This is a genomic window from Candidatus Mancarchaeum acidiphilum (assembly GCF_002214165.1).
GTDB classification, from domain to species: Archaea; Micrarchaeota; Micrarchaeia; order Micrarchaeales; family Micrarchaeaceae; genus Mancarchaeum; species Mancarchaeum acidiphilum.
In genome coordinates this window covers 835,626-852,771 of record NZ_CP019964.1, presented here as the reverse complement: position 1 = coordinate 852,771, position 17,146 = coordinate 835,626, and the positions used below count along the sequence as shown (strand labels likewise).

The following is a 17,146-nucleotide window of genomic DNA, read 5'->3' as shown; positions in this document are numbered from 1 at the left end:
AAATTCAATCTAATGCTTGAAGTGAAAGGATTAAGGCGCAGGTTAAATTACAAGCTTGCTGAAGGAGAAGCAATATCGAAGTTTGTGAATGACGAAAACAACCAGATAGATCCTAAGAAATTTGCTTACCTGAAAAAGCTAAAAAACAGGCTTGAATTCAAGCTTTCAACCGAAGCGAGAATAAGCTTATATGAAGAAAAGGACATAATAAGGAAAATAAACGTTATAAGCACGCAGCTTAACGATCTTTACAAATTCCAGAGGCTAAAAAGGAAATCCGGATATATAGTAAAGGACATTGAAGAATTGAAGACAAAGATAAACGAAGACAATAACAAGATTGCCGATTTGAACAACAGCTTGGACGATCTCTACGACCAGGTGCGCAGGATACTAAAGATAAACAGGCGCAATGCAGAAAGGAGACCAGGAGAATCACAAGCACCAAAGAGGAAGTTTATACCTCAGGCAACACAAGAGATTAACCTCGAGGATATAGCTGTGATAAAGAAGAAATGATCCAAATGGGGCAAATCCCCCATTTCTTCACACCTCCTTCAGCCATATAAATAATTATTCTGTTTATTCTATTTATTCTATTGAATTCACTGCTTTTGCCAAATTGCCTATTACCTTGACTTATATGTTAATTTAGGTATAGTTTATAAATCTTACTCCTCATTATAAAAGGTTGTTTTTCAACAAGGTGAATAAAATGCCCAACCCTAAGAAGAAAGCTAAAAAAGAGGCCAAAGGCAGCAGTGACAAAAACAGAAAAGAAATAGAGGCTATAAAGAGGCTCAAGGAATTAGACAACCAGCTAAACCGAACTAATATGGAGAACGCTTTACTTCCAAATCCATCGGAAGCGGAAGGAACGGCTACAGATGCACTAGAAAGCAATCTTCTGGATGACCTATTTGACAAAAGCACAAAAGAGCATTCAGAAGCCAGTGAACATAAAAAGTCAAATTCCAAAGCAATAACCAAGAGGCCAAGCACTGCAGCAAAACACACTGTTTCCAATACCGCAGCAAAGGCAAAGCAAATAAAAGCAAGTTCCAAGAATCACAACGCAAAGTCAGCACCGAAGAAGGCAAAAACCAATAACAGCAGCAAGAACAAAATGTCCAAGGCAAAGCCAAATGCGAAGAAAAAGTCAAAGAAATCTGGAAAATCCAAATAACGTTTAAATATTATTCGTTATCTAAATTATTGATGGGCTCTTGGCTCAGTAGTAGAGCGTCCGCTTTGCAAGCGGAAGGTCGCGGGTGCGATCCCCGCAGAGTCCACTAAATCTTTCGTTGAATATTTACAGGAAATTGATTCATAAGGACAGCAGCTGCTTTTGGAACAGGGGCAACAATATGCACCACAAGGAAATTGATGGCAAGCAGAAATATGTATTCAAGCGATACAGCCCAATATACAACTCCTTCTTCGCAGTCGAACAGAAAAGGATCTATGAGAACATTGGAAGGAGAACCATATCTATAGAGCATATAGGCAGTACCGCAGTCCCAGATTTGGGCGGCAAAAATATACTTGACATAATTATCGGAATAAAAGTATGCAGGCTTAAGGATTTCAAGGAGCTAATTAAGGATTTAGGGTATGATTTCATAGAAGACAGCGGAACTAAAAGAAGGCTGTTTTTTGTGAGAGACACAGTCTATAAAGGCAAAAATATACGAACACATCTGCATTTAGTAAAGTTCGACAAGTCGGATTGGAAACAGAAAATTGCTTTTAGGGATTATTTAATCAAGCATAAAAATGCGAGAATTGAATATGCCAATGTTAAGAAGAAAGCCGTAAAAGCAGCAAACGGAAACAAGGAAATATATATGAAAGAGAAGGAATCTTTCATAAAGGGAATCACCAAGAAAGCGCTAAAACCAAGCGCAGAAAGAATAAATAAAAATAAGCACTATGCATAGTTAGGCACCAAACTTTTCAGCAGGACCTATCTAAAATCGATAGCATTTCAGCTAAAAACAGTGCAATCCTAACCGCATCACAATATGCTTGGGGTATAAGTTTGCATCGCAGATATGTTAAAGTACTTCACTTATAGTCAAGAAAAACCTCCCCAACCACTCGGATAAAGGCATATTATTATTATAAATTCGTCTTTTAACGAACCATATCCGTTTTTTAACGAATATTTAATTAATCTTTTTAATTGCCGTTAAGAAATTTACTATCGAAAGTGACAAATATGAGTTGGATTGTTAAAAGTCTGCCTTATGCGATACTGCTATTTACTATCGGATTTGGATGGTTCGGTTTGGCCCCGCTAGTACCCTATTTGATGCACGCGCTTAGTGCAACGGAAGCAGAAGTGTTGATTATACTATCATCGGCTTATGGAGGTGCCTTCATAGTTGTAGGGCTTATATCAGGATGGCTTTCAGCCAAAGTTTCCCTAAAAGGAACTATAATTTTGGCTGCAGTCCTATCATTCATAGGATTAGTGATAAGAGTTGTATCCCCTGACTATATAATATTCTTGGTAGCAAGCGTTATAGCTGCCTTGGCATACCCTCTTGCAATGGCCCCTATAGGTGCAGTAGCTGTATCTATAGATAAGACCAAGACACAGTCAATTACTGGAATGAGCCTTGGAGGTTTCTTCTTGGGCATGGCTGGAGGTTCATTGCTTAACCCCCTTATTTATGAATCTGTAGCTTTAAGAGGCACATTGGCAGTAACTGCCATATTAAGCCTTCTGGCTTTGATATACATAATAGTAGGAGGCAAGGATTACCCTTCAAAGTACCAGCAGCGTTCCCTGAGAGGTGTATTCAAGATGGGAATGGTAAACAACTGGTATTCAGGGTTTATAGTACCAGCCACTACTGTAATGTTCGGAGGAATAGCAACAGGAATATTGCTATTGCACAAATTAGGTGCAATGGCCGCAGTATACGGAGGTTTATTTGGTTCATTAGCCTTCATAGGATCCGCACTTGGAACTATAATACTGCCTGCAGTCTTTGAAAAAGCGAACAAGGAGAAAGTTGGTTACATATCAATGTCATTCTTGGCATTCGTGTTTGTCTTGGTTATGGCATATTCATTGTCATACACCGTAGATATAGCATTGATAGCAGCGGCGTTTTTCTTCTTCGGGTTATTCGCAGATACACTGTGGTCTATGGAGCTTGAAGGAGTTACAAAGTATGTAGAGGATCCTGCAAAGGCCGGATTTGCTACATCCTTGATGCAGGTAGCTGGAAACTTTGGTGTTTTCATAATACCTGCATTGCTTGGACCCCTGTTCAGCGTTCCATCCTCGGTATCAATAGCCATTGGTGTAGTCGCAGTGTTGTTCTTCATACTGTTCGTGGCATCCTTCTTCCTTAGGACGGACAAGGTTTCACCATCTGGACAGCAAAAGCCTGCTGACAGCAAACCAAAAGCTGCAAAACCTAGCAAGTAATTAGCTAGGTATTTTTTATTTATTTTAACCCTTTTCTGATTCTGATAGTCTAATAAAAAACAGTTGCAATTTTATCTTAATTAATAATCAAAAAGAGGATACAGCTTTGACAGGCACTCTGGATTATTATATAAAACCTCATTTAAAACTAGAAATAAATAATCATTGGTACATATCGCTGTTGTCCCTTTCCATCTTTTTGTATTTATAATCATCAATCTCTATGCTCTCCAATGTTTTAGGCTCTTCGCCATTCACAGAAAGCAGCCTAAATTTGTAATTAAAAAGCAAGTTCAATGCTACAGATTCATTACTTAAATCTTTGAAAGGGTTCTCTTTTATAATGCCGCTCTCTAATACATCTTCGTAATTAGACCTTATCTCATGCAGCAGATAATCAAGGATTTCATTTCCTGCCAACCCATTTTTAGCAAATTCATCCAATTTGCCTGATATATAATTCAACTTGCTAATGCCATACAACTTATTTTCGGATGAATGATAAAGGACAAGCATAAAAGGCACTGCAAAGAACTTATCGTCTTTTGTGCATGCATTTTTAAGTTTTTCAAGCATCTGCTTATCAAAAGCCTTTAGGTATTCTGCAGTTTTAGGCAAGTTCATCTGATCAACCAAGGAATTTAATGGGTCCAGGAGTTCGTCCACCTTCCGAGGATCCATATAACTTTTGCCTTTTAATATGCCATTCAATTTCTTATTAAGTTCAACATACTGCTTATTTAGCTTTAAAAAATCAGGTTTCCCCACACCAATCTTTTTAACTTGGCTATCAATCATCTTCCCGAAATCATTCAATGAGGAGTTATAATATTCCTCTAAATCATTCATGTTGTTATCATTGACATGCGATGCAATTCCAATAAGAGAAGCAGTTAGGTTTTTGATTTCATCATTCAAATTATAATAATCGACCAACTTCAGCAAATTTATAATTTCTTTTGAACTCTTTTTGTCCAATAAGGTATCCAACATCTTCAGATATTCAGGCTTTACCTCAAATACCAACCCCTTTGATTTATCCACATTTTTTGTTTTATCCTGCATTTAATTGCCCTATAAATTGTCTTTGTTGTTTATATTTATAATCTTTTTGTTTAAGGTTCTGTTACTCTTTTTAAGCAAGTCATTAAATCCAATAATAAAGACAAGGCAGCTGCGAACCTCCGCTACCTGAGATCATAGGACATAAATATCGCAATATCTCCATTGTCATCATTTGTATAATACCTGTCATTATACCCACATTTTCTGAATCCTAATTTGGCATAAAACTTATCTATATTATCTTTAGCTGGAGCTTCTGCAATAATGCACCTATATCTGTGCATCCTTTTTGCATTGCCGAGCAAGAAACTAATGGCTTGTCTTCCATAACCTCTATTCCTAATTTCAGGATCAATAAAAATATCAAGTATCTGGAGGGTTTCATTCCAATCATTATGTATCAATCCTGTAAACCCTATTGTTCTCCCTTTATCAACCAATATGTAAATTTCAGTTTCTTTACCATTTAAAAGGTTGTCCCAATCCCTATTGACTTCAAATTCGTACTTTTGGCTAAGTGCCTTTACATCTTTTATCCTATTCTCTTTTACCCTAACTATCCTCATAATATACCTCTCTTAAGGGTTTCTAATACGTAAGCAAAGTTTCTGATAAGTCCAACCATTCGCCAGGGTTGGGATTTGAACCCAAATTGCCTTGCGGCAACCAGATCTCGAGTTTCGCCTAAAATTCTGGCGCGTTACCGGTTTCCGCCACCCTGGCATTATAAGCAATTGCCTATTGCATAAAGCTATATTGAATACGTTGCATATTTATTTTTAGGCATTTATCTGGAAATAATCTATCCTATATAATCCTATTTTTAAGCCATAAACATATATATACAAACCAAAAACAGGCGTATGATTTATAATGTTAACCATTTAAATATATTTAATTCTAACTAATAAATGTAGGTCTTTCCAGAATCCAAAATGAATAAAAATAAGGGATTACCAATATCGAAGAAGTGAAATTTTTATGGGTTATTCATATTATAGAAATCGCCGATTTTCAGTTAGACTTTTTACAGTAATTCTATTCGTAATATTGGCATTCTCTGGGGTCGGTTTCTCGATTTACCTATTTTACGTTGCAAAAAGTCTATATGTATATGTAATAGCGATAGGATTTCTGCTTCTTTCTGTAATATCCGGAGGTTTTAACCTATACGCCTCTATGTTCTACTACAAATCATATTTCTATAAGGATTTCCTAAGGCAAATAAACTATAAATTAAATAAAAAAATTCCAGAAAAAGATTTGCCTACCGTAGCAGTAGCTGTTCCAGTATATAATGAGAATCCGAAAATACTAAAATCAACAATGGAAAACTTATCCAAAATGAAATATCCGAAAAAGAAAGCAAACTTCTATCTCCTAGACGATTCTACAGATAAGAGGAAGGCAGAAATTTTCAAAGAGTTCTCCAAGTTATACGGATTCAGGTACATACATAGGAAAAATAGGAAGGCCTTTAAGGCGGGAGCTTTGAACAATCTTCTTGGAAAAATGAAAGAGGAATACTTAGCTGTTTTTGATTATGATGAGAAACTTGTGAACCGTAATTTCCTTTTAGACATAATACCATATTTCAATGACAAAAATGTATCCTATGTACAGACAAAGAAAGATTATGTAAAGACAGGGGAGTTATTCCCCGATTCGTGCACCTTATTCGACTCATTCTTCTTTGATTTTATAGAACCTAGCAGGGCAATGGACAACACTGCCATATTTGCGGGTTCATGCGGAATAATAAGGAAATCAACACTCAAGCTGGTTGGAGGATTCCCAGAATATATAGTAGAGGACACATTTTTCAGTTTTGAATCAAACATACGCAAATTCAAAGGGCTTTACATCCCAAAGATCTATGCGCTTGGAGAATCGATGAAAACTTTCACCGACCTGGCGAAGCAGCAATGGCGTTATAATTACGGGGACACTCAATTCCTGAGCTACTTCCTACATAGGACTAAAAATGTCAAAACACTTAAAGAGCGTGCCGATTACTTTACTCACGGATTCGGATTAAATTACATATCGGTGCTGGTAGTCCTGTTTACACTAATATCAATATTCATAGTATTTTCCAATGTTCCATTTACGGCTTTAAACTTTTACAAAGTGTTGTTTGCAGGAGGGGTTGTGAGCAGCTACCTGTACCTCGAGATATTTGGAATGGTGGCCCTTGTCGGTTCATTTTTAGGGCCTGCGATAATGACTAAGATATATTTTGGATCATTCAAAAGGGGCGTAATGTTTTACCTTCTCAACTTTGCATTGGCGATAATAAGGACCAAGGCAGCATTAAGTGCCGTATTGCACACAAACACTAAAATAAACTGGTCAAGAGGCAATGGCAGCATAACCAACAACCTATTTTATTCAATCATCAATACCAAGGTAGAGCTTGGATTTGCATTTTTTATATTTATGCTTAGCTACATAGCAAGCATAACAAATCACGTTAGTGGTGGGGTATGGCTATTGATGTATGGAATGCTATACCTTACGACTACAATCTTTACATACAAGTATAAATAGAATGATAAAATGATATATATCAAGATACACCAAGCCGAAGAGGGCGACATCATAGCTGCATGTGATGAATCCCTTATAGATAAGGTACTTGAAGAAGGGGAAATTTACATAGACCTAAAGGGATACCCAGAATTCTATAAAGGCGATTTAGTGGATCCCAAGAAGTATAACCTAAGCACCCCATTAAAGGAGCTAAACTCTGCCAATATAATCGGGAAAGAATCAGTGGACTACATGATAGAAAAGGGTTTAATTGTTGCAGAAAATGTCAAATATATAAATGGCATACCGTATGCCCATTCCTATGTTATAAAAGACGAGAAAAAGTAAAGAAGTTCAGTTTACTTCCTTTAATCTCAATATTGCTTCAGCTATATTCCCGTTTGATTCCTCCAATGCTTTACGTATTAAGTCTTTATCGGTTATGCCGGTCTTCTCTGATACTACTGCTATGTCATCATCGGATACTTCAATTTCTCCAATCTCCTCCTCCTTGCTCACTTCTGTTACGTTTCCTGCTATCTGGAAAGTCACAACTCCCTGTGCATTTATTTGGGTGACCTGTGGATTTTCAATTACAATATCCTTACCTTTTGTAGATATAACCACTTTATCAGCTTCAACTTCTAAAGTTGTAATTCCCATCTTTGACATCATGCTTTTCAGTGCTCTTGGATCTAAGTTTGGCATCATAAAATCACTAAATGTATTTGTCTGATAGCTTCAGTATCTAGACAAACTAATAATGAACGAGCATAAATATAATTCTTATGCAATAACAGTATATAAAACCCATTAAAAGGCAGATTTATAGATTGCCCAAAAATTCATTCAGTAAAGCAGTAGCATATGAACCGGAGAAAAGTGAAAATTTTAATACTGCCGTGTCTTTGCTGTCATTTATTGAATAAGAAAATCCATTGTAAGGTGCAAACAGGACCCTGTAATTTCCATTGCAGGCTAGTTCAGGTATGCCTTGTATCTTGAATTCTCCCTTATCCAAATTTAACGACCCCATTATACCTGTTTCGACATCATTCAATGCCTTGGTGTTATAACCCACTATGTTTCCAACTATGAAAGGATCTGTCCCGTCATGATTTTTATTGGATTTATACTCTTCATATGTCATAACTTTCTGCATATCTGGGTATCCAAAGCCGTCTTTTGGGCATACAAGGTCAGAATCCAGAGGAGAGATGGAATTTGATTTAACTCTCTCCTCTAGCTCTTTGTTGAATATAGTCGAATCTACGGAATGCACAAACATGAGCAGCAGCTGCCTTGGCAATTTACGTAGGGAATTGGCATAATTCTCTGGGTATTTTGATAGGTACTCAAGTATCATCTTCTCGTATTTCAAGTACTTAGGGTAATAATCAAAAGCGCTTTTAAAATCCCTATCCTCTAACAGCCTTTTTCTAGCATATATTGCGGATTCGTTGGTTTCATTTGTCGTATTTGTTAAAAATTTCATTACCGCGCTTTCATAATCCCCTTTAATTATATCAAATCCGATATCAAAGTTGTCTCCGTGCATCCCAAACCTCTGCTCCCCATAATAATTAGGGAATAATCCACCCAAAGTCTTGTCTGTCCCCTCTATATTATCTGCAAATTTGAGATCTCTTACTGTCACTGTAAATCTATTTCCAAGCAGGTCCCCCATCTTAATTGGAGTGTTTGAGAACCAAGCGCCATTTATATTAATGTCCTTTACATGAAGATTAAGCAAGTCACTGGGATTTACCTTGAATATGCTGCACATCTGCGTGGACACAGCATTCCTGTCTTTTGTCCCAGCAAAACCAACAGATTTTTTCCCATGCCTGAAAATCTTGGCAATCTTTATAAGTGCCTGAACGGTATTCCAATTGGTTTTTTGCAGTACAAAGACCGAGAAATCGCCTTCAGACGGGCTTGCACCATCTGATATAGGGTTATCAGAAAGTGGTTTGCCTATCTCCAATACTTTATTGCCTTTTTCTATCTCCTCAACCTGAAAATCTTCAGGTGCTGTTTTTATCTTGCCAAATGACTTGCTTTTATTTACACTAATCACATTACCAACTTTGTATATTTTATAATTTTATACCGTCACTGCTATCAGTAAACTATTTATAAACGCCCCCTAAGTCTGTATAATATTTTTACGCTAAAAAAATAAAAAGGTATATAAACTTTATTGATTAAACTATTATGGCGTAATTTAAAGTAGACTATTGGATTGGCTCAAATTTTAAGTGATTAAGATTTAAAGTTGAAATGAAAGGGTCTACTCAAAACGTTAATGAAATTGTGTTATTCACAATGGATTAGAGTAGAAGATTATTAATTAAAAGATACACCACCTAGAGGATGGCTTGGCTGCAATAACCATGAAGGCCGTGGCAAGCTGCGATAAGCTTTGGATAGTCGCAAGTCAGACGTTGAACCAAAGATTGCCGAATGGTGTAAGCTGCTTTAAAACAGCTTACATGTACACGCAGGGAATTGAAATATCTTAGTACCTGCAGGAAAAGAAAGCGAAAGCGATATAGTTAGTAACACGAGTGAAAGCTATAGAGGGCATCCTGAATCTGTTTTTGTAAAAAGGCAGAGATGTGGGGTAGCGTTGATCCCAAATATGAGCCGAACACTTTGAAAAGAGCGACCATAGAGAGTGATAGTCTCGTAGGTTAAGTACGAGGGACTTGCTACATTAGAGTAATTCCGGTTGATTAATCGGAGTGAATATGGGGGCATTAAACCCTAACCCTAAATATTGATTGCAGACCGATAGCGAACAAGTAGCGTGAGCGAAAGCTGAAAAGAACCCGCGCGTGCGGGAGTGAAATAGATCTGAAACTAGGTGGTAACACGAAGATAAGGCGCGAAAGGAATGAAGTGCACAGAAGCTATGTCCGAGAGAACTATGCGAAGTGTAACTGAACAGTGTCTTGTCATTCTTCTCGAAGTAAGAGCCAAGGAGTGTATATTTGTGGCGAGTCGAAAGGCGGAGCGAAAGCGATAGTACGCAGCATGCTTGTCATGTCAGGTACATGGTATGAAAATGCCAGAGCCACATTTATACGACCCGAAGCCATTGTGATCTATGCGTGCCCAAGGTGAAGCTAGGTTAACGCCTGGTGGAGGCCTGCAACTTCTCATAGCATGTCTTGTTAGGTGAGGTACGCATAGCGGCGATATACCACTCGAACATGGCAATAGCGGGTCCCTTCTGAAGTATCTTTAGGATAGCTCCAGGCGAGCTTGCATATGCGGTAGAGCCACCGATTAAGAGGAATGGGGTCGAAAGGCCTCACCGCTTCGTCAAACTCCGAATGCATATGCTGTGTAGACCCTGGGAGTCGGCGATGCTGGGTAAGCTAGCACCGCGAGACTACAAAGATAGTGACCGAGGTTAAGGTCCCCAAATCCTAATTAAGTGTATCAAAGGCGAGGAATATCTTAGACAGCTGGGAGGTAGGCTCAGAAGCAGCCATCCTTTAAAAAACGAGTAATAGCGTACCAGTCAAGGTATACCTTTCCTAAAATATACGGGGCTAAATTAGGTACCGAGACCCCGGTGTGCGAAAGCACAGGTAAGAAGGCGTACGGTATGATGAGAAGTATGTTTGGAAGGACATATGGATCGTATCGTAGAGAATATCTTGGTGTTAGTAATAGCATATATGGGTGAGAATCCCATACGCCGTAAGCACACGGGTTTCTTCGCAACGCTCGTCAGCGGAGAGTTAGGCGATCCTAAGTCTTAGGCCAACAACCGAGAGACAAAAGGGAAGCTGGTTAATATTCCAGCCCCTAACAGGTAGGTGTGGCAACACAAGGCAGATTTCTGACGGTTGGGGATATGTCCGTAAGAAGATGCAAAGGGCTGCAGAGTCTCGTTATGAGGAGAAGCAGCTAAATGAATCGTTGGACTGAGTTCTTGATCCAGTGAAAAGGAAATCTGCAACGACCCTGTTAGTTCGTACCTAGAACTAGTACAAGTGTTGCTAGCTTAAAAAGCCAAGGCGTGTTGGATGTAACCCAGGTTAGGGAATTCGGCAAGTTAGTGGCATAAGTTTTCGATAAGCCATGTCTGCGCCTAGTAAGCGCAGATATCATTTACAAGGGAACAACGACTGTTTATTTAAAACACAACTCACCGCAAAGCCGAAAGGCTAAGTACAGTGGGTGACGCCTGCTCACCACTAGTACGTGAATACCCGTTTCAACGGGAGTAAGCGCTAGTAAAGAGCGGGAGTAACTCTGACTCTCTTAAGGTAGCGTAATACCTCGTCACTTAATAGGTGACTTGCATGAATGGCGTAACGATTGTTCCACTGTCCCAACCTGGGATCCAATGAACTCACTACGCGGTGAACATGCCGCGATCCATCAGTGGGAAATGAAGTCTCTATGAAGCTTGACTATAGCCTGTAGTTGTTGCATGTCTTGTTATACATAGCGTAAGTGGGAGCGTCGATATTTGGGCTCTGGCCCAAATGGAGCACCAATGTAACACCACTTATAACTTGCCATACAGCTAACTAGAAATAGGACATCTGCAGGTGGATAGTTAGACTGGACGGTCGCTTTCGATAAGGAAACGAAAGTGGCCAATGCTCTGCTTAGATGAGTTGGAAACTCATCGGTAAGCTCAAAGGCAAATGCAGGGCTGACTGTATACTGAAAAGCGTGGTATGCAGACTGGAAACAGGGGCTTAACGAACTTTGGTAGCTCTTTTAATGGGGCTCCAAGCTGTCAGACAAGTTACTCTAGAGGTAACTGATTTGTAGCCGGTGAGAGTTCACATCGACCCGGCTGTTTGATACCTCGATATGGGCTTGAGTTATCCTGGTGGTACACAAGCTGCCAAGGGTTGGGCTGTACGCCCATCAAAAACTCACATGAGCTGCGTTTAGTACGTCGCGAGACAGTACGGTAAGATCTACTGATGGTGTCAGTGCCGGAGGGTAAGATCTTCCTAGTACGAGAGGAACGGAAGATCGGCGCCACTGGTGTACCGGTTGTGATTGCATTGCCGGGTAGCTACGCGCCAGATGAATAAGTCCTGAAAGCATCTAAGGACGAAGTCAGACCCGAAACGAGGCACTAGGGCGGTCGCAATAGACGACTTTGATAGGATGGGTGCGTAAGTAGGGAGCTTCGGCGACCTATGAACATTCCATTACTAAAGCCTAATTAATTATAATCTTCTACTCGGTGCATACGCCACTCTTTCTATTTAATGATACTCTCTAGCGTTAGCTCTATCTTTTTAAATAAGCATAAATATATGAAAATGCCACAGTAAGCTGATGACAAAGAAAGCGATATTGTGGAAGAAAGGCGAAGGGGGCAGAGTCATATGTACTGCATGTGCTCGATACTGCCATATACCTAATGGAAGCAACGGGTTCTGCTATGTAAGGAAGAATATACAGGGTGAGCTTTGCCTTATAAACTATGGAAACTTATCAGCGATGCGAGTATCAACAGATCCCTGTCTCCAAGGTTTCTAAGGGTTTCGCCTTCAACTTCTATGTAGGCCTGCCTTAAGGCGTTCCTGACATCTTCATCGCTCCATTTATTGTTCCTGCCTAGGATTTCGAGTGCCTTGATGCCGATCCTTGCGTCGCTCCTGTAATCCCTTACTAGCATAGCAGATAGTAAACCTATAGCCTCCTTGCTGTAATTATAAAGGCCTTCCTCAGCCCTCATCTCCAGTATCTCCCTCATCTCATTTGCGGTGTATTCGTGGAATACTATATGATCAGGCTGAAGCGAACTCTTCACGCTTTCGTCGTTCATATCCTTGTACCAGTAGACCTTCTGTGTTAGAAGAATGAGGTTTGCCTTGGTGTGTCTGGTTATATGATAAAGAATATCGTAATCCTGCAGGAAATCAACTTCGTCAAGAATAACGAGGGATTTTCCAGATAGTAGTGAATCGAATCTTTTTTTCACTTCATCGATATCATGTCCTCTGCTTGATATTCTTGTCATCGTTCTGTATATCTTTATTGATGTCGGGTTCTCTCTCGCATTGACATAATAGTATGGAATTGATTTGCTGTCCTTCAGTGCCTTTGCCATTGTCAGTGCGCTCAGTGTCTTCCCTGAGCCTTTCGAACCGTAAATGATTATATGCCTCGGTAAACTGAGGTTCACATAGTCAGCTAAATCGTTAGTCACTTTATCCAATTCGCTTCTGATCAGTATCTTATCAGGTTTGTAGTCCATATCAAATAAGAGAGCATTCTTTATGTTGCTTGTCTCTTTTGCTCTCTGCCTTACCTTGCTCTCAAGGAATGCATAGGGATCTTTTATGGGCAAAGAATCACCTTAATTCAGCTTCTCAAGAAAGATTATTAAAAGTATCGAACAAGTAAAACGGTTGGTTTTTCAGAACAGTCAGAATGAGCTATGGAGAGAGAGTGTCAAAAAACGAGAGAGCAGGGGTCAAAACAAAGTTCTATCCCTACTCTTATGTTATGGGTGTCAATGATATCACTAAAGTTAAAGAAAATATCATTAAGGAATAAAGGTTAATAAATAAAAATAATATTTAAAAATTCAAATTTAGAAATCAAAGGCATGAACAGCTTTTTAGCTTTTCCTCTACTTCTTCCTTTGTAGCGTTACCCGTTATTTTTATTACTGCTTTGCCGTTCTTTTCGAATGCCCCAATCTTCTTATCACTTAGGAAATCAGAGCAGTCTGAGGAGCAGCATGCACTTGTGCCAGAAGCACATGAGCTAACAACTTCCTTCGCCTCATTTATGCCTATTTTTTCTGGCAACATAACCTCAACACCGTCTTCTTTTTGCTCAACTTTCTTTTCGTTCATTTTATCACCAATCACCTTATGCATTTAATATATTAATTGACTAACTTTTTTTGTATTTACATAAATCATTATGGTCAACCTCTATGCACTTATAACCACCCTCCAGTCTCAATATATCACAGCTATCCTTTATTCTTCTTAATATCCTTGAAAGGATTTCCTGATGGAGGCCACTTCTTTTCTTAATATCCGTGAACCTTATTCTTTCAGAACCACATATTATTCCGCAAACGTTTTTTTCACGTCCTGTTAATTCCATGATTATCATATGTATCAACATGATATTTATAGATATTGTTTGACAATTCAAAACATTCAAACCAAGCAAGTGAGTGAGTTAAAAGACGCGTAGACATTTGGGTGATCAGATGCTCTTCAAAAATTAAGAAAAATTCCATTTTTTTCGGAATGTAATGTTCATTGTATCAGATATATAATATATAATAAAGAAGCCCTGACGCGTTCGCTGACTCTCTCTTTCAGGAAGAACCGGATTCTTCCTTTATTATCTTCAATACAGGTGTTATGGAGCATCCTAAGGCTTTGGCTATTGCCCTTGCTGATAATCCTCTGTTTCTCAATTCCAGTACTCTCCTTCTGTCTATAAAATATCCGTTTTTAGTCTTTAAGGATGGCCTTCCGAACTTTATGCCCTTGCTGATAGCCTGTTCCCTCCCTGCCTTTGTTCGATAGTTTATCATGTTTCTTTCAAACTCTGCGAATGCTCCTAGGATCTGCAGTAAAAGCCTGCCGTTTGGCGTTGTGGTATCTATGCCTGAATCGTTCACGCTCACGAATCCTATGCCGTTCTGCTCAAGGAATTCAAGTGTTTTTAAAAGATCTGAAAGGGAGCGAGCAAACCTGTCTATCTTTGACACAATTATGACTTTCGGTCTTTTGCCTAGTGATTTAAGCATCCTTTCAAATTCAGGTCTCTGCGTGTTTTTACCTGATTTTGCCTTGTCTTCAAAGAATTCGACATCGTAGCCCTTTGCCTTTGCATATTTCAGGATTTCAGCCTTCTGCCTCTCGTTTGAGCCTTGCTTTACCTCTTCCAGAGTGCTTGCGCGAACATAGCCAAAGACGAGCGTCATTTAAGTCATAGAATTTAGTGGCGTATATGTTATTAAAGTCTAAGCTTTAGTGACGTTACTAAAATTACAAGTTTAGTGACATTAGCTAGTTACTCGAAATTCTTTTACAGCGGATAATACCATACTTTCTATGTACCCGACATAATATTCGGCTAAGCTTTCAACTGAGGCGTTTTGAATCTTGTTCATCAAATGGATTGATGGCGGGTTATGAGGGAGAAGAGAACTTTCTACAAACTCCTTGGGAAGGTTTACGTAATATTTCGCTTGACTCCCATTAGGCAGGTCAACTAGCCAACCAATCCCACCAAGTTGGTCTCCAAGAAAGAAACCTCTTGCTCCTGGTGGGGCAGGCCCATATTTCAACAGGTCACCTGGAATATTTAGATGATGAATGTTTATACTCCAACCAACTTTTATTATTCCTTGATGTTCTAGTTGATTTCTAGCTTGAATAAAGTAATCCAGTAAGGGATCGGGGCCATGTGAGCCGTCTCCAAAGAGTTCTCTTCTGTATTGCGCGTACCATCCTTCAAATTTTTTCCTATCACACGATTTTAGATTTTCTGTCTCATTTATTAGGATTCTGGACCAGATAAGAAGATTCGTAAAGTTGGTTGTTTTCAGCGGAACTGGACCATTTCTTAATCCAGCCAATAATTGTTTGACCATTGAGACCTTGTTCTGGAGGGAATCTAATATCTCTTCGCAATTTCGTATGTTCTGTCTAGGATAATTATTAAGACTCAACTTGTTGCACCTTTAGTTCTCCGTACGCAATCCCAGATTATATATTCAAACATTATCGGTTAACGGTTATTTGTCTAGCTGTTTTTTGATTTCCTTTTCTATGTCGGTGAAATCTTTTCCGCAATTGTTTTCACTCCCCCTGTGAATCATCATTAGATTTTACTTTTTTTGGGTCATGACCCATGCCTAAATCGTCAGGTATCGCCTTCCGTGAGTCATTGTCCGCAGAAAAAACTGGTATTTCCGGAAGGTTGGCAATACCCGAAATATTTCCATATAGCTTTACGAGGTTACGCAAACTATTGGTCAACTGGGTTTCTCTCTTTTTCCAAATGCGCTCCATTGTCGCTTTTTCCCTCTGTATATCACCAAGGGTGTTAAACACAGGAAGAGCCGCTCCTTCCATGAAACTCCTGAATTCATTGCTCAAAACGAAGTTATACAGAATCCCCTCTTTCTCCGTTCGGTCGATATTGGCTCTCTTCAGTTCAAAAAGTTTGAGCAGGTTACCACGGAGAAGATGCGCAATTGGATCAATCAGTTGAAAATTGGCTATAATAATACCTTTCCTTAAGTCAAAACTTTTAATGTCTTTTGGTAAGGTTTCTGACATGAGGACCCCTATATCTCCTCTAACAGAATCCCTGTCTCCTATAAGCTTATCAATCCATTTTTCAGACCAGTTCTTTGTTTTCTTTGATTCCCAGACTATTGTTCCAACTGCCTCTCCGGCACTGTTTCTGACAGTCTGAGTTACATCAGCTCCCTTGATGCCACGGGGAACCGGCTCTATTAAATCATGTGGAAACAGTAACCTCAGAGTTTCCTCAAGCACAAGTTCCTGAATCTCGCCCTGAGCTTCCTGTGATCCCTGGGTTAGCTTTGTCTGCATCTCCTGAACTTCCTTTTTTTGGCGTTCGATTGTAAGTTTTAGCTGGGAAATTTCATTCTCGTAGCTCTTCTTGGCAATTTCCTCTATATTCTTTTCCCACTCTTTTCGTCTGGTTTCAACCTCCTGCTCAATCTTAAGAGGTAGTTCCTTTTCTTTGAGTTCAATATCACGGCTTTTCTTCAGAATTTCCACTTCTTTCTTATTAGCCGCCTCTAATTTAGATTCAAGATCTTTAACTTTCCCTTCATTTTCCTTGAATTCGTTTGAAATCTTTTTCCTTTCCTCATCCCGTACCTTTTCTGTTGTTTCTTTCGTTATTCTCTCTGTTTCAATTTTAAGCCTGTTTTCTAATTCATCATCCAGTTCATGTTTCAATGTATCTGTGAGCGAAAATTCTTGGCCACACTTGGGGCACACAACCAGCAATGCTTCATTACCACCTATCCTTTTTTTCGTACTTGATTTTACCATTTTTTCATCCCTTCAAAATATCCTTGCGTTACAAGTTAAT

General features: G+C 39.1%; 17 protein-coding genes, 2 tRNA genes and 1 rRNA gene. 9 read left to right on the top strand and 11 right to left on the bottom strand.

Translation table 11 applies throughout. The annotated features are described in order from the left end of the window. Window positions 1-12: 12 nt before the first annotated feature. The 5 genes from Mia14_RS04455 to Mia14_RS04435 all read left to right on the top strand — a co-directional run bounded on the left by Mia14_RS04455 (window position 13) and on the right by Mia14_RS04435 (window position 3,445). Window positions 13-519, top strand: coding sequence for a serine--tRNA ligase (locus tag Mia14_RS04455; protein WP_088820484.1), 507 nt, complete (start codon window positions 13-15; stop codon window positions 517-519). 196 nt (window positions 520-715) lie between these two features. Continuing rightward, window positions 716-1,186 carry a hypothetical protein gene (locus Mia14_RS04450; protein ID WP_088820483.1) on the top strand — a complete coding sequence of 157 codons (471 nt, stop codon included), beginning with the start codon at window positions 716-718 and terminating at the stop codon, window positions 1,184-1,186. A 34-nt stretch (window positions 1,187-1,220) separates the two neighbouring features. Beyond that, window positions 1,221-1,292 (top strand) — tRNA-Ala (locus Mia14_RS04445). A gap of 75 nt (window positions 1,293-1,367) precedes the next feature. Beyond that, window positions 1,368-1,940, top strand: coding sequence for a GrpB family protein (locus Mia14_RS04440; RefSeq protein ID WP_124216922.1), 573 nt, complete (start codon window positions 1,368-1,370; stop codon window positions 1,938-1,940). Between the two features lie 281 nt (window positions 1,941-2,221). Further along, on the top strand, window positions 2,222-3,445 hold the full coding sequence (locus tag Mia14_RS04435) for an MFS transporter (protein WP_088820481.1): 1,224 nt from the start codon (window positions 2,222-2,224) through the stop codon (window positions 3,443-3,445). A gap of 162 nt (window positions 3,446-3,607) precedes the next feature. Here Mia14_RS04435 and Mia14_RS04430 read toward each other — a convergent pair whose 3' ends face one another. The 3 genes from Mia14_RS04430 to Mia14_RS04420 all read right to left on the bottom strand — a co-directional run bounded on the left by Mia14_RS04430 (window position 3,608) and on the right by Mia14_RS04420 (window position 5,233). Continuing rightward, window positions 3,608-4,510: a hypothetical protein gene (locus tag Mia14_RS04430; RefSeq protein WP_088820480.1), complete on the bottom strand. Its 903-nt coding sequence runs from the start codon at window positions 4,508-4,510 to the stop codon at window positions 3,608-3,610. A 122-nt stretch (window positions 4,511-4,632) separates the two neighbouring features. Next, window positions 4,633-5,076: a GNAT family N-acetyltransferase gene (locus Mia14_RS04425; protein WP_088820479.1), complete on the bottom strand. Its 444-nt coding sequence runs from the start codon at window positions 5,074-5,076 to the stop codon at window positions 4,633-4,635. Between the two features lie 60 nt (window positions 5,077-5,136). After that, window positions 5,137-5,233 (bottom strand) — tRNA-Lys (locus tag Mia14_RS04420). A 258-nt stretch (window positions 5,234-5,491) separates the two neighbouring features. Between Mia14_RS04420 and Mia14_RS04415 the strand changes: the two genes are divergently transcribed. After that, window positions 5,492-7,060 (top strand): glycosyltransferase, encoded by a 1,569-nt coding sequence (locus Mia14_RS04415; protein ID WP_088820478.1) that lies wholly within the window; start codon window positions 5,492-5,494, stop codon window positions 7,058-7,060. 9 nt (window positions 7,061-7,069) lie between these two features. Beyond that, complete coding sequence (locus Mia14_RS04410; RefSeq protein ID WP_088820477.1) at window positions 7,070-7,390, top strand: DUF424 domain-containing protein; 321 nt, start codon at window positions 7,070-7,072, stop codon at window positions 7,388-7,390. Window positions 7,391-7,396: 6 nt separating this feature from the next. Here the strand turns inward: Mia14_RS04410 and Mia14_RS04405 are convergent, their stop codons facing one another. Continuing rightward, window positions 7,397-7,753, bottom strand: a complete 357-nt coding sequence (locus tag Mia14_RS04405; RefSeq protein WP_088820476.1) for a nascent polypeptide-associated complex protein — start codon at window positions 7,751-7,753, stop codon at window positions 7,397-7,399. 115 nt (window positions 7,754-7,868) lie between these two features. Further along, window positions 7,869-9,122 carry a tRNA pseudouridine(13) synthase TruD gene (truD, locus tag Mia14_RS04400; protein ID WP_157891472.1) on the bottom strand — a complete coding sequence of 418 codons (1,254 nt, stop codon included), beginning with the start codon at window positions 9,120-9,122 and terminating at the stop codon, window positions 7,869-7,871. A 266-nt stretch (window positions 9,123-9,388) separates the two neighbouring features. On the opposite strand from truD, the gene Mia14_RS04395 reads away from it, so the two are divergent. Further along, window positions 9,389-12,262, top strand: a 23S ribosomal RNA gene (locus tag Mia14_RS04395). A 244-nt stretch (window positions 12,263-12,506) separates the two neighbouring features. On the opposite strand, the gene Mia14_RS04390 is transcribed toward Mia14_RS04395, so the two are convergent. Continuing rightward, window positions 12,507-13,385, bottom strand: a complete 879-nt coding sequence (locus Mia14_RS04390) for a Cdc6/Cdc18 family protein (protein ID WP_088820474.1) — start codon at window positions 13,383-13,385, stop codon at window positions 12,507-12,509. 83 nt (window positions 13,386-13,468) lie between these two features. Here Mia14_RS04390 and Mia14_RS05235 point away from each other — a divergent pair, with 83 nt between their 5' ends. Further along, a complete protein-coding gene (locus Mia14_RS05235; protein ID WP_269799406.1) occupies window positions 13,469-13,594 on the top strand; it encodes a hypothetical protein in 126 nt (41 codons plus the stop codon). A gap of 44 nt (window positions 13,595-13,638) precedes the next feature. Here the strand turns inward: Mia14_RS05235 and Mia14_RS04385 are convergent, their stop codons facing one another. From Mia14_RS04385 to Mia14_RS04370, 5 genes are all read right to left on the bottom strand, one after another. Beyond that, window positions 13,639-13,899 (bottom strand): hypothetical protein, encoded by a 261-nt coding sequence (locus tag Mia14_RS04385; RefSeq protein WP_088820473.1) that lies wholly within the window; start codon window positions 13,897-13,899, stop codon window positions 13,639-13,641. Window positions 13,900-13,939: 40 nt separating this feature from the next. Continuing rightward, complete coding sequence (locus Mia14_RS05100) at window positions 13,940-14,158, bottom strand: hypothetical protein (protein ID WP_124216921.1); 219 nt, start codon at window positions 14,156-14,158, stop codon at window positions 13,940-13,942. A gap of 220 nt (window positions 14,159-14,378) precedes the next feature. Beyond that, window positions 14,379-14,993 carry a recombinase family protein gene (locus tag Mia14_RS04380; RefSeq protein WP_088820472.1) on the bottom strand — a complete coding sequence of 205 codons (615 nt, stop codon included), beginning with the start codon at window positions 14,991-14,993 and terminating at the stop codon, window positions 14,379-14,381. An 81-nt stretch (window positions 14,994-15,074) separates the two neighbouring features. Further along, window positions 15,075-15,359, bottom strand: coding sequence for a hypothetical protein (locus tag Mia14_RS05095; protein WP_124216920.1), 285 nt, complete (start codon window positions 15,357-15,359; stop codon window positions 15,075-15,077). A 514-nt stretch (window positions 15,360-15,873) separates the two neighbouring features. After that, window positions 15,874-17,106: a DUF2130 domain-containing protein gene (locus Mia14_RS04370; RefSeq protein WP_088820470.1), complete on the bottom strand. Its 1,233-nt coding sequence runs from the start codon at window positions 17,104-17,106 to the stop codon at window positions 15,874-15,876. Between the last annotated feature and the right edge of the window lie 40 nt (window positions 17,107-17,146).

Bases quoted from the DNA above. Each gene is read 5' to 3' on its own strand.
- Mia14_RS04410 (WP_088820477.1), top strand. From the start codon at position 7,070: ATGATATATATCAAGATACACCAAGCCGAAGAGGGCGACATCATAGCT.
- Mia14_RS04425 (WP_088820479.1), bottom strand. From the start codon at position 5,076: ATGAGGATAGTTAGGGTAAAAGAGAATAGGATAAAAGATGTAAAGGCA.
- Mia14_RS05100 (WP_124216921.1), bottom strand. From the start codon at position 14,158: ATGGAATTAACAGGACGTGAAAAAAACGTTTGCGGAATAATATGTGGT.
- Mia14_RS04440 (WP_124216922.1), top strand. From the start codon at position 1,368: ATGCACCACAAGGAAATTGATGGCAAGCAGAAATATGTATTCAAGCGA.
- Mia14_RS04455 (WP_088820484.1), top strand. From the start codon at position 13: ATGCTTGAAGTGAAAGGATTAAGGCGCAGGTTAAATTACAAGCTTGCT.
- Mia14_RS05235 (WP_269799406.1), top strand. From the start codon at position 13,469: ATGAGCTATGGAGAGAGAGTGTCAAAAAACGAGAGAGCAGGGGTCAAA.
- Mia14_RS04435 (WP_088820481.1), top strand. From the start codon at position 2,222: ATGAGTTGGATTGTTAAAAGTCTGCCTTATGCGATACTGCTATTTACT.
- Mia14_RS04380 (WP_088820472.1), bottom strand. From the start codon at position 14,993: ATGACGCTCGTCTTTGGCTATGTTCGCGCAAGCACTCTGGAAGAGGTA.
- Mia14_RS04450 (WP_088820483.1), top strand. From the start codon at position 716: ATGCCCAACCCTAAGAAGAAAGCTAAAAAAGAGGCCAAAGGCAGCAGT.
- Mia14_RS04415 (WP_088820478.1), top strand. From the start codon at position 5,492: ATGGGTTATTCATATTATAGAAATCGCCGATTTTCAGTTAGACTTTTT.
- Mia14_RS04405 (WP_088820476.1), bottom strand. From the start codon at position 7,753: ATGATGCCAAACTTAGATCCAAGAGCACTGAAAAGCATGATGTCAAAG.
- Mia14_RS04430 (WP_088820480.1), bottom strand. From the start codon at position 4,510: ATGCAGGATAAAACAAAAAATGTGGATAAATCAAAGGGGTTGGTATTT.
- Mia14_RS04385 (WP_088820473.1), bottom strand. From the start codon at position 13,899: ATGAACGAAAAGAAAGTTGAGCAAAAAGAAGACGGTGTTGAGGTTATG.
- Mia14_RS04370 (WP_088820470.1), bottom strand. From the start codon at position 17,106: ATGGTAAAATCAAGTACGAAAAAAAGGATAGGTGGTAATGAAGCATTG.